The organism is Shinella curvata (genome assembly GCF_022899935.1).
Classification (GTDB): domain Bacteria; phylum Pseudomonadota; class Alphaproteobacteria; order Rhizobiales; family Rhizobiaceae; genus Shinella; species Shinella curvata.
In genome coordinates this window covers 320,173-332,389 of record NZ_JALJCJ010000005.1, presented here as the reverse complement: position 1 = coordinate 332,389, position 12,217 = coordinate 320,173, and the positions used below count along the sequence as shown (strand labels likewise).

At 62.0% G+C, this 12,217-nt stretch carries 9 protein-coding genes and 1 tRNA gene; 4 read left to right on the top strand and 6 right to left on the bottom strand.

Features of this window, described 5'->3' with window-relative positions; all coding sequences use genetic code 11:
- Nucleotides 1–75: 75 nt before the first annotated feature.
- From MUU55_RS19615 to cpdR1, 3 genes are all read right to left on the bottom strand, one after another.
- On the bottom strand, nt 76–450 hold the full coding sequence (locus tag MUU55_RS19615; RefSeq protein WP_244762452.1) for a GFA family protein: 375 nt from the start codon (nt 448–450) through the stop codon (nt 76–78).
- 175 nt (nt 451–625) lie between these two features.
- Nucleotides 626–700 (bottom strand) — tRNA-Val (locus MUU55_RS19610).
- A 95-nt stretch (nt 701–795) separates the two neighbouring features.
- Nucleotides 796–1,158, bottom strand: a complete 363-nt coding sequence (gene cpdR1 / locus MUU55_RS19605) for a response regulator CpdR1 (RefSeq protein WP_069061148.1) — start codon at nt 1,156–1,158, stop codon at nt 796–798.
- Between the two features lie 191 nt (nt 1,159–1,349).
- Here cpdR1 and MUU55_RS19600 point away from each other — a divergent pair, with 191 nt between their 5' ends.
- Entirely contained in the window at nt 1,350–2,234 is an 885-nt protein-coding gene (locus MUU55_RS19600) for an N-formylglutamate amidohydrolase (protein ID WP_244762451.1), read from the top strand.
- A 268-nt stretch (nt 2,235–2,502) separates the two neighbouring features.
- Nucleotides 2,503–3,276 (top strand): histidinol-phosphatase, encoded by a 774-nt coding sequence (gene hisN, locus MUU55_RS19595; RefSeq protein WP_244762450.1) that lies wholly within the window; start codon nt 2,503–2,505, stop codon nt 3,274–3,276.
- Nucleotides 3,277–3,281: 5 nt separating this feature from the next.
- Here the strand turns inward: hisN and MUU55_RS19590 are convergent, their stop codons facing one another.
- A complete protein-coding gene (locus tag MUU55_RS19590; protein WP_425314207.1) occupies nt 3,282–4,247 on the bottom strand; it encodes an alpha/beta fold hydrolase in 966 nt (321 codons plus the stop codon).
- Nucleotides 4,248–4,506: 259 nt separating this feature from the next.
- Nucleotides 4,507–5,040 (bottom strand): GNAT family N-acetyltransferase, encoded by a 534-nt coding sequence (locus tag MUU55_RS19585; RefSeq protein ID WP_244762448.1) that lies wholly within the window; start codon nt 5,038–5,040, stop codon nt 4,507–4,509.
- A gap of 249 nt (nt 5,041–5,289) precedes the next feature.
- On the opposite strand from MUU55_RS19585, the gene MUU55_RS19580 reads away from it, so the two are divergent.
- Nucleotides 5,290–5,751 carry an Hsp20 family protein gene (locus tag MUU55_RS19580; protein ID WP_244762447.1) on the top strand — a complete coding sequence of 154 codons (462 nt, stop codon included), beginning with the start codon at nt 5,290–5,292 and terminating at the stop codon, nt 5,749–5,751.
- Nucleotides 5,752–5,810: 59 nt separating this feature from the next.
- Here MUU55_RS19580 and MUU55_RS19575 read toward each other — a convergent pair whose 3' ends face one another.
- Complete coding sequence (locus MUU55_RS19575; RefSeq protein ID WP_244762446.1) at nt 5,811–6,857, bottom strand: threonine aldolase family protein; 1,047 nt, start codon at nt 6,855–6,857, stop codon at nt 5,811–5,813.
- 511 nt (nt 6,858–7,368) lie between these two features.
- Here MUU55_RS19575 and gltB point away from each other — a divergent pair.
- On the top strand, nt 7,369–12,090 hold the full coding sequence (gltB, locus tag MUU55_RS19570; RefSeq protein WP_244762445.1) for a glutamate synthase large subunit: 4,722 nt from the start codon (nt 7,369–7,371) through the stop codon (nt 12,088–12,090).
- Nucleotides 12,091–12,217 lie beyond the last annotated feature (127 nt).

Below are 12,217 nucleotides of genomic sequence, written 5' to 3'. Positions count from 1 at the left end.
GGATGGCGGCCTCTACGTGTACCGTTGCTCATCTGCCCAGGGTCGACATCGCCCGTGCCGGTGGGAGACGTATGTCTACGTTCGATTCTCGTCATACTGCGCCGCGCCCTCGATGGCGCGCAGCCAAGGCTCGCGACGCCGGACCCAGAGTTCGTAGCTTGGGACAAGCCCGGTTGGGGCCAGCGACAGGATGCCGAGCTTGATCTCCGCCTCGTCGCCTTCGAGCGAGAACACCCGCGCGCCGCAATGGGAGCAGAAGCGCTGCCCGCGAAACGCGGACGGTTCGCCCGTGCATTCGAACGTGTCGGCAGGCCAAACGCCGTAATAGGTAAAGGCCGAGCCGCTTTCCTTCCGGCAGTCCATACAGTGGCATAGGCCGACCCGAAGCGGTTCGCCCCGAACGGAAACCGCAATGCGCCCGCACAGGCATGTGCCCGAAACCCTGGTCATGGCCGAAACCTCCCCGATCGGTTTGCCGTTGAAACGGTAAATGCAACACCGGCTTCCCAGCGAAGCGTGTCGTCAGAATAAGCGCAGGTTCGGGGCAGGGAATAGCCCGAAAAGAACGTCGAGGCCGAATACAAGAAAGGCCTCAGCGGTTTCCCGATGAGGCCTTGAATTCGAATGGTGGGCGTGACAGGGATTGAACCTGTGACCCCTACGATGTCAACGTAGTGCTCTCCCGCTGAGCTACACGCCCATCCGATGAGGGGCATAGACCACAAAACATCCGGCGGCGTCAATAGGCTTTTTGAAGCTTTTTTTACACGCCGTTTTTGTGGTCTTTTCCGGGGCTTAGGCGGCCAGCATCTTGTTGACCTCATCGACGAGGTCACGCAGGTGGAACGGCTTGGAGAGGACCTTCGCGTCCTTCGGGGCCTTGGAATCCGGATTGAGCGCGACGGCGGCGAAGCCGGTGATGAACATGACCTTGAGGTCCGGATCAAGCTCGGTGGCGCGGCGTGCCAGTTCGATGCCGTCCATCTCCGGCATCACGATGTCGGTGAGCAGCAGCGAGAAGGGTTCTTCGCGAAGCCGGTCGTAGGCGCTGGCGCCGTTGTCGTAAGACAGCACCTGGTAGCCTGCCTTTTCGAGCGCTTTCACAAGGAAGCGGCGCATGTCGTTGTCGTCTTCGGCGAGGAGAATCTTGGGTGTCATGGAATTCGGGAACCATTGCTGAAGGTTGTCGGCCCGCGGACGGGCGGTTCTGATACACAATCGTATTCCGGTAAATATCCGGTGAATGTGGCAGGGCAAGGCTTGTGCCCAATGTTCTCAGTATGGACACGCGGGCATGCCGCTGGCAACATGGGCGACGCAATGACTTTCAGGCATGGTAAAGGACGGCAATGGCGGGGGCCTCAAGCGAAAACAGCCACTTCGAAGTGCTGGAGCCGGTTTCGCAAAGCGTGCCCCTCGTCTTCAACTCGCCCCATAGCGGCCGCCGTTATCCACAGGGTTTCCTTGCGCAGTCGCGGCTGGACGCACTGGGTATTCGCCGTTCGGAAGATCATTATGTCGATGAACTCTTCTCGGTAGCGCCAGCGCTTGGCGCGCCGATGCTGATCGCGCATTTTCCCCGCGCCTGGCTCGACGTCAACCGCGAGCCCTATGAACTCGATCCACGCATGTTCGACGGCGCGCTGCCGTCCTATGCCAATATCAGTTCCATCCGCGTCGCCGGTGGCCTGGGCACCGTGCCGCGCGTGGTGGCCGAGAACATGGAGATCTATCGCCAACGTTTTCCCGTCGAAGAGGCGCTGGAACGGGTCGAGACGGTTTACAAGCCATATCACGACTGCCTGCGCCGGCTCGTCGTGCGCACGCATCTCGCCTTCGGCTTTTCGGTTCTGATCGATTGCCATTCGATGCCGGGTAATATCCGCGTCGCAGGCTCGGGGTTGAGGCCGGATTTCATCATCGGCGACCGCTACGGCACCAGCGCCTCGGCTGAGCTTTCGCGAACCGCCATGCGGCTTCTGGACGACATGGGCTTCACCGTCGTGCGCAACAAGCCCTACGCGGGCGGTTTCATCACCGAGCACTACGGCCGGCCCGCCAAGGGGTTGCATGCGCTGCAGATCGAGGTGAACCGCGCGCTCTATGTCGATGAGACGACGCTTGCCAAGCGGCCCGACTTCGCCGTGCTGCAGACGGCGATTTCCGCGTTCCTGCAGGACTTCTCCGAGCATGTCGAGGAATATGCAGCAGACCGGGCGCTTGCCGCCGAATAGGCCTGCTTCCCTTTCAAAAAAAACCGCGCTTGTGGCGCGGTTCAAGTCTAGGGAGGAAACACCCAAGGAGGGTATTTACAGTCGGTGAAGACTGTAAGGAAAAGATAATGTTGCGGCGCACAAGAGTCAAGCGCAACTGCGAGATAAGTTTGCGATCCGTCAAGCAACAATGTTGCGCCCGCCGTTGGTGTCCCTCACGTCAATCTGGTTCCGTTTTGCCTTTCGATGCAGTAATGAAAGGCGTCAGAAATCCCTCCGAGAGAGCCTCATGTTGCCTGATCGCGCCTTTTTCGACCTTCTTGCCGATGCGGCAGCGAAGGAAACCCTGCCGCGCTTCCGCGTCGGCGCCGATGTCGTCAACAAGGAGGCTGCCGGTTTCGATCCCGTCACGGAGGGCGACCGTAACGCTGAGACAGCGATTCGCGCATTGATCGAGCGGCATTTCCCCGATCACGGCATTCTCGGTGAGGAGCACGGCTCCGTCGGTCTTGATCGCGAATATGTCTGGGTCATCGATCCGATCGACGGCACGCGCGCCTTCATTTCCGGCGTGCCGGTCTGGGGCACCCTGATCGGGCTCTACCGCAACGGCGACGCGGTGATGGGGCTTATCGACCAGCCGTTTACGAAGGAACGCTATTTCGCCGATGGCAAGGTCTCGCATTACGCCGGTCCTGACGGGAAGAAGGTGCTCTCGACGCGGGCCTGCAATAATCTGTCGGACGCGATCATGTTCACGACGTCGCCGCATCTTTTCAAGGATAGCGGCAAGACCCGCTTCGAGACCGTGCAGGACAAGGTACGCCTGTTCCGCTACGGCGTCGATTGTTATGCCTATGCGCTTTTGGCTGCTGGCCACGTCGATCTTGTCGTGGAATGCGGGTTGAAGCCCTATGATGTCGGCGGGCTCATCCCCGTCATCGAGCAGGCTGGCGGCATCATCACCACATGGGACGGTGGCTCGGCGGAGAACGGTGGCGAAATCATCGCGGCCGGCAGCCGCGCCGTCTATGACCAGGCGATGGCCATTTTGAAGGCTTGAGGCGCTCAGGCGCCGAGGTTGGTGTCCTCGGCGTCGCTGCCCGGGATGAAGGCATCGATCGCTGCCAACGCCTGCGCGCGAAACCGGTCGTCTTCCTGGAACAGTTCGTGGCGCGCGCCGTCGATCTCGATGAGACGGGCGGCGCGGAAGATGCGGGCGAGATTGTTCATCGCCTTGCGCGGCACCAGCTTGTCGGCCGTGGGGCAAAGGATGAGGGTCGGGATGCGGATGCGCGTCAGGTGATCCTGATGCGTCACGCGCGCCATGATCTTCAGCGTCTCGTTCAGCCAGCGAGCGCTTGGCCAGCTGATCGAAAGCTCTGGGTGTTCGGTGAAAATGGCTGTGTTGCGAGCAAAGCGGCGTTCGTCTGACGTCACGACGTTGCGTTGAAAATCAAGTGATGGATCGCCCCTGCGGAAGGTGCGTTTGCCGAGCCCGAAGAGCGATGCGAGGCGGGCAATGATCGTGATCTTGCGCTGGCTCATCGACTGGCCGTCGAGTGCGATGAAGGGAGCGGCGAGCACTATGCGCTCGATGCGGTTTTCAAGCTCTGGTGCCAGGGAGAGCGCGACGAGCGCGCCCGTCGAATGGGCGACGATGAAGAAGGGCAGGCGAGCATCCGGCAGAACGATCTTCTCCAGGAAGAGTGTCAGGTCTGCCTCATAGTCGGAAAAGCGGGCGATGTGGCCAGCGCGGCTGCCCGGTATCAATCGGTCCGAGCCACCCTGACCGCGCCAGTCGAATGTGGCGACCCAGAGGCCCCGTGCCGTCAGGTCGTTGATCGTCTCGAAATATTTCTCGATGCATTCGCTGCGCCCGCCGAGCAGCACCACCGTGCCCTTGGCTTCGCGCTGTTCGGAGCGGAACACGGCATAGCGGATCTTCACGCCGCTGCGGCCTTCCATGAAGCCGGCGAAGTGGTTTTCCGGAACCGGATTGTCGGTGGTGGCGTGGAGGATGGAATCCATCAGACGGGCGATCTCGGATTGGTTGTCTGATGGATAGGCGCTGATCCCGCAGCCGTCAAAGAAAAAAGCCGGATGCATGTGGCAACGGGGGTGGCACACATGCAGCCGGCGCAATTTAACCGGGGAGGAAGGGACGTTACACCCCGGTCGTCAGAAGTTTTCGCTTCCGATGTTGCGGTTCTAGCAGCGGCAAGCTGAACGCTGTCCGAAGCGGCCGTTCATCCGCCGTTCATCTGCCGGAAGATTCCAGGCTGCGATGATGTCAGCCGCTGGCCCGGTCCGTGCGCAGCAGTTCGTACCAGACTTCGCCCTGTTCGCTACCGGGAATGGGATCGGGCCATTCGGCGTGTTCGGTTCGCGTATGGTGCATGCCGATCTTTTCCATCACACGCCGCGAGCCGTGGTTGACCGCCATCGTGGTTGCGATCACCTTGTCATAGCCGGCCTTTTCGAAGCCCCATTGGATCAATGCGCAGGCTCCTTCCGTAGCCAGGCCCTGTCCCCAGCCTGCCCGGCGCAGGCGATATCCGAGTTCGGCCACGGTCTCGGTTTCCGGCCACAGGCAGAACCAGCCGATAAAGACGCCATCGGTTGTGCGGCGTGCCGTCCAGACATGGGGCTCCGTTCCGTTCGGCATCAGGAACGTCGCGTTCGGATCGACCTTTTCACGATCGACCGCGTATCCGCCGTTGAGAAAGCGCATGACCTCCGGATCGCGCTCGAGAGCGATGAAATCGGCGCGGTCTTCCGGTGTGCAGGGAGTGAGCGTCAGCCGTGCCGTCTGCAATGCGATCATTGTCGTTTCCCCTCCATCGCCTGGTCACTATGCCGAGATTTGCGCGCGGTTCCAGCGGGCAGGCAAATCGGATGAAGACCTCTTGAACCCTCGCAAAAGCGTTCCCATTTCATCTTCACGGGCGCCGAAAGGGTCCGTCGAGGTTTCCGTCGCCAGAAAGGGGCGGAGGCCGGTTGAACCGGGCCGTACCCTTCGGAAATCAGGGGCGGCACTTAGAAAATCGCTATCGTTGCTCTGAAGGAGGACACCATGCGTCACGTCGATTTCTCCCCCCTTTACCGTTCCACCGTCGGTTTCGACCGTCTCTTCACCATGCTCGACAGCCTCGGTCAGCCTGACCAGGCCCAGAGCTATCCGCCCTACAACATCGAACGCACCGGCGAAAACACCTATCGCATCACCATGGCGGTGGCCGGTTTCGACGAGAGCGAACTGTCGATCGAAGCACGTGAACACGCGCTGACCGTCAAGGGCGAGAAGAAGGACGAAACGGCTGAAGAAAGCCAGTATCTCTACCGCGGCATTGCCAAGCGCGCCTTCGAGCGCCGCTTCCAGCTCGCCGATCATGTGGAAGTCCGCGCCGCTTCGTTGAAGAACGGCCTTCTCCACATCGATCTTCTTCGCGAGATTCCGGAAGCCGCCAAGCCGCGCCGTATCGAGATCGCTGCCGTCAGCCGTGAAGCCAAGCAGATCGAAGCCCAGAGCAACTAAGCTCGGCCTCTTGATCGGGAATGAGGAGGGCGGTGCCGCAAGGCACCGCCTTTTTCGTTTCAGAGCGCCGACAGGAAAGTGTCGACGTCGGCCTCTGTCGTCGCAAAGCTCGTCACGAGGCGGATCAGCGTTTCATCCTCGTGCATCGTGGCCTTCACGTCCGGGCCGGCCGGCCAGTCGTAGAAGACGGCGCCCTTGTCCTGTAAAGCCTTCATCGCGTCGTTGCGAATAATGACGAAGAGCTCGTTCGAGCCCGTGGGCCAGGCGAGGCGGGCTTTGTCGGACTTGGCGAAGCCGCTCGCGAGGCGGGCGGCCATGCCGTTTGAGTGCCGCGCGAGGGAGAGCCAGAGGTTGTCGCGGAAATAGGCATCAAACTGGGCGGCGATGAAGCGCGATTTAGAGAAGAGCTGGGCGGACCGCTTGCGCAGGAAATGCATCTGCTGCGCCTTGGACCTGTCGAAGAGCACGAGCGCTTCGGCACACCAGCAGCCATTCTTGGTGCCGCCGAAAGAGAGAATGTCGATGCCGCGTTTCCAGGTCATTTCCGCTGGCGTCGTCCCGAGATGGACGAGCGCGTTGGCAAAACGCGCGCCGTCCATGTGCAGCGGCAGGCCGGCTTTCTTAACGACTTCGGCAAGCGCCGATATTTCGTCGAGCGAATAGGCGGTGCCGGCTTCCGTCGCCTGCGTGATGGTGACGGCCATTGGCTGGCCGCCGTGCACGAAATCCGGCGGGAAACGGCCGATGGCGGCGGAGAGCGCATCCGGCGCGATCTTGCCTGCGGGGCCATCGATGGGGACGAGCTTGGAGCCGGTCGCGAAGAATTCCGGCGCGTTGCACTCGTCGACATTCACATGCGCCTCGCGGTGGCAGAAGACCTGCCCGCCGGGACGGTTGAAGCTGGCGAGCGCCAGGGAATTGGCCGCCGTGCCCGTTCCGACGAAGAAGACGGCGACATCGCGCTCGAAGATTTCCGAAAAAGTCTTTTCCACACGCTTGTCGAGGTCGCCCGTGCCATAGGCCGATGCGAAGCCACCGGCTGCGTCGACGAGACTCTTTGCAATGTCGGAATGGGCGCCAGCCCAGTTGTCGGAAGCGAAAAACATGCGGTTTCCAGTGCGATTTGGGGCTTCGGAAAGACCATAATGGAGAAATGTCGGCGATCAATCGCCTGAAACGGCCGAAAGCGCCATCCTCCCCGAGAATGAAAGGAACGGAAACAATGAGCCGCAGGCCCGTAATTTAATTTCAACCGATTGGGGGCGTGGGCAATTTTTCTTCATGAGGTGGTGATTATTTGGCATGATGGCCTTGCGGGGGAGGGGTGTTTCTGGCATAGAGCTCCTGAAATAGGACAGGGTTGCTGTCCTATTTCGGTCAAGAGACCGAGGTGGCGCCTTCCGCGATCGTGCGAAGGTGCCGAGACGGCCCGGATGGGAGCCATTCCCGTGACGTCCGAGGCCAGACGGTCCCGATGATCGCATGCTGATCGGCCGTCTCAGTGGTCGCATCAGGTTCAGGAACACACGCTCGGTGATCGGGCCTGCCGGAAGGCAGGCGGCGCGCACACGGGCGGAAACGATTGTCCGCAGGACGCGGCCCACAGGAGGAAAGAAAATGGTGAAGACCCAAGCACATGATTTGCGGCAGTCCCGGACGCAGACGACTGCGACGGCCGCCAAAACGCGCGCTTCCGTTCCGGGCCTGCCGAAAAAACAGGGACTCTATGATCCGCGCAATGAACACGATGCCTGCGGCGTCGGTTTCGTGGCGCATCTGAAAGGCAAGAAGTCGCACCAGATCGTCAAGGACGGGCTTTTCATGCTCGAGAACCTGACGCATCGCGGCGCCGTCGGCGCAGATCCGCTGATGGGTGACGGTGCAGGCATCCTTGTGCAGATTCCGGACCGCTTCTTCCGTGAGGAGATGGCAAAGCAGGGCATCACCCTGCCGAAGGCGGGCGAATATGCCGTCGGCCACATCTTCATGCCGCAGGACGAGAAGCTCGTCGATTATTTCAAGAAGGTCATCGGAGATGTCGTTGCCGAAGAGGGGCAGGTCCTCATCGGCTTCCGCGACGTGCCGGTCGACAATTCCTCGTTGTCCAAGGCGCCGGAGATCGCCGCCACCGAGCCGCGTCACGTCCAGGTCTTCGTCGGCGCCGGCCGCGAGGCCGCGACGAACGGCGAGTTCGAGCGCCGTCTCTTCACGCTGCGCAAGGTGATCTCCAACCGCATCTATGACGAATACGAGGGCGAAGAGAGCAACTTCTACCCCGTCTCGCTCTCCTCGACGACCATCGTCTACAAGGGCATGTTCCTCGCCTATCAGGTCGGCGCCTATTATAAGGACCTCGCCGATCCGCGCTTCGAGTCCGCCGTCGCCCTCGTGCATCAGCGTTTCTCGACCAACACCTTCCCGTCGTGGAAGCTGGCGCATCCCTATCGCATGGTCGCCCACAACGGCGAAATCAACACGCTGCGCGGCAACGTCAACTGGATGGCGGCCCGCCAAGCCTCCGTGTCCTCGCCGCTGTTTGGTGAAGATATCACCAAGCTCTGGCCGATCTCCTACGAGGGCCAGTCGGATACCGCCTGTTTCGATAACGCGCTCGAGTTCCTCGTGCGCGGCGGCTATTCCATGGCGCATGCCGTCATGATGCTGATCCCCGAGGCCTGGGCCGGCAACCAGCTGATGAGCCCCGAGCGGAAGGCCTTCTATGAGTACCACGCCGCCCTGATGGAGCCGTGGGACGGTCCCGCCGCCGTCGCCTTCACCGATGGCCGCCAGATCGGCGCGACGCTCGACCGTAACGGCCTGCGTCCGGCCCGTTATCTCGTGACCGACGATGACCGCGTTATCCTCGCCTCCGAAGCCGGCACCCTGCCGGTCAAGGAAGAGAGCATCATCAAGAAGTGGCGCCTGCAGCCCGGCAAGATGCTGCTGATCGACATGGAAGAGGGCCGTATCATCTCCGACGAGGAGGTAAAGTCCGCACTCGCCGCCAAACACCCCTATCGTGACTGGCTCGACAACACCCAGATCATCCTGGAAGAGCTCGGCCCTGTCGAGCCGCGCGCGCTGCGCCGCGACGTCTCGCTGCGCGACCGCCAGCAGGCCTTCGGCTACACCCAGGAAGACACCAAGCTCTTGATGTCGCCGATGGCGACGACGGGGCAGGAGGCGATCGGCTCCATGGGTACGGACACGCCGATCTCGGCCATGTCCGACAAGACCAAGCTGCTTTACACCTATTTCAAGCAGAACTTCGCGCAGGTGACGAACCCGCCCATCGACCCGATCCGTGAGGAACTGGTCATGAGCCTCGTCTCCTTCATCGGCCCGCGTCCGAACATTCTCGACCATGGTGGCGCGGCCAAGGCCAAGCGCATGGAAGTGCGTCAGCCGATTCTTACCAATGGCGACCTCGAGAAGATCCGCTCGATCGGCCATGTGGAGGATCTCTTCGATACCAAGACGCTCGACTTCACCTATGACGTCGCGCGCGGTGCCGAAAGCATGCCTGAGATGCTCGACCGTCTTTGCGAGCGCGCCGAGCAGGCCGTCGGCAGCGGCTACAACATCATCGTGCTTTCCGACCGCCAGATCGGGCCGGACCGCGTGGCGATCCCCGCGCTGCTGGCAACCGCCGCTGTCCACCACCACCTGATTCGCAAGGGGCTTCGCACCTCGGTCGGCCTCGTCGTGGAAACCGGCGAGCCGCGTGAAGTGCACCATTTCTGCCTGCTCGCCGGCTATGGTGCGGAAGCGATCAACCCGTATCTCGCCTTCGACACGCTTACCGACATGCACAAGCGCGGTGAATTCCCGAAGGAAGTGGATTCCGAGGAAATCGTTTATCGCTACATCAAGGCGATCGGGAAGGGCATCCTGAAGGTCATGTCCAAGATGGGCATCTCGACCTATCAGTCTTATTGCGGTGCGCAGATCTTCGACGCCATAGGCCTGTCGTCCGAGCTGGTCGACAAGTTCTTCTTCGGCACGGCGACGACAATCGAGGGTATTGGCCTCGAGGCGATCGCCCAGGAGACCTTCAACCGCCACAAGGCCGCCTTCGGTCGCGATCCGCTGCTCGCCAACACGCTCGATATCGGCGGCGAATATGCCTATCGCATGCGCGGCGAAGACCATGCCTGGACGCCTGATGTCATCGCCTCGCTGCAGCATGCCGTTCGCGGCAATGCGGCCGACCGCTATAAGGAATTCGCCGAGCTGGTGAACGCCTCGTCGCTGCGCATGAACACGATCCGGGGCCTGTTCTCGATCAAGGGCGCGGAAGCGGCCGGCCGCAAGCCGATCTCGATCGACGAGGTCGAGCCGGCGGTTGATATCGTCAAGCGCTTCTCGACGGGCGCGATGTCCTTCGGCTCGATTTCCCGCGAGGCCCACACGACGCTCGCCGTCGCCATGAACCGGATCGGCGGCAAATCCAACACCGGTGAGGGCGGCGAGGAAGCCGACCGCTACCTGCCGCTGCCGGATGGCTCGTCGAACCCCGAACGTTCCGCGATCAAGCAGATCGCGTCCGGCCGTTTCGGTGTGACCACCGAATACCTCGTCAATGCGGACATGCTGCAGATCAAGGTCGCGCAGGGTGCCAAGCCCGGCGAAGGCGGTCAGCTGCCCGGCCACAAGGTGGATGCGACGGTTGCCAAGACCCGTCACTCCACGCCGGGCGTCGGCCTCATCTCGCCGCCGCCGCACCATGACATCTATTCGATCGAAGATCTGGCGCAGCTCATCTACGATCTGAAGAACGTCAACCCGGAAGCCGATATCTCGGTCAAGCTCGTCTCGGAAGTCGGCGTCGGTACGGTTGCCGCCGGCGTCGCCAAGGCGCGCGCCGACCATATCACGATCGCCGGCTTTGACGGCGGCACGGGCGCTTCGCCGCTCACCTCGCTGAAGCATGCCGGCTCCCCCTGGGAAATCGGCCTTGCCGAGACGCATCAGACGCTCGTGCTCAACAAGCTGCGGTCGCGCATCGCGTTGCAGGTCGACGGTGGCCTGAAGACCGGCCGCGACGTGGTGATCGGTGCGCTGCTCGGTGCCGACGAATTCGGTTTTGCGACGGCTCCGCTGATTGCGGCCGGCTGCATCATGATGCGCAAATGCCACCTCAACACCTGTCCGGTCGGCGTTGCGACGCAGGATCCGGTCCTGCGCAAGCGCTTCAAGGGCGCGCCCGAGCATGTCATCAACTACTTCTTCTTCGTTGCCGAAGAGGTGCGCGAAATCCTGGCCTCGCTCGGCGTTCGCTCGCTGAACGAGATCATCGGCGCCTCTGAGCTTCTTGAGAAGGAGACGATGATCTCGCACTGGAAGGCCAATGGTCTCGATTTCAGCCGCATCTTCCACAAGGTCGATGCGCCGAAGGAAGCGACCTACTGGACCGAACGCCAGGATCATCCGATCCACGACGTGCTCGACCGCAAGCTGATCGAGCAGGCAAAGCCCGCGCTCGAGACGAAGACGCCCGTCGCCTTCGAGGTCGATATCAAGAACGTTGACCGTTCGGCCGGCGCCATGCTGTCGGGTGAAGTCGCCAAGCGTTATGGCTTCAAGGGCCTGAAGGACGACACGATCTCCGTGAAGCTGCACGGCACGGCGGGCCAGTCCTTCGGCGCGTTCCTGGCGCGCGGGGTCACTTTCGATCTGGTGGGCGCGGGCAACGACTATGTCGGCAAGGGTCTTTCGGGTGGCCGTATCGTCGTGCGTCCGCCGGAAGGCAACCGCGCGGTGCCGCATGAATCGATCATCGTCGGCAACACCGTGCTCTACGGTGCGATCTCCGGCGAGTGCTACTTCAACGGCGTGGCCGGCGAACGTTTCGCGGTGCGCAACTCCGGTGCCGTCGCCGTCGTCGAGGGCGTGGGCGACCACGGCTGCGAATACATGACCGGCGGTGTCGTCGTCGTCATCGGCCAGACCGGCCGTAACTTCGCGGCCGGCATGTCGGGCGGCGTCGCCTATGTGCTGGATGAAGCGGGTGATTTCGCCCGTCGCTGCAACATGGCGATGGTCGAGCTCGAGCCGGTGCCGGAAGAGGACGACATGCTGGAGAAGCTGCATCACCACGGTGGCGATCTCATGCACAAGGGCATGGTTGACGTGTCCGATGACATGACACGCCACGATGAGGAGCGGCTCTACCAGCTGGTCTCGAACCACCTGCACTATACGGGCTCGCCGCGGGCCAAGGAGATCCTCGACCAGTGGGCCGAGTATCGTCCGAAATTCCGCAAGGTGATGCCGGTCGAGTACCGCCGCGCGCTCGAAGAGATGGAGCGCATGAGGATGGGGATCGCTGCCGAATAAGGCGGCGGTCCATCTCCCTTCACTGACCGGCTGCGCGCAAGCGGCAACCGGATCGAATTCATCTTAACCGGCGCGACAGCGGAGCTGCGCACCGGTCCGGGGCCGCAAGGCACCGTCTTGAGCAAGG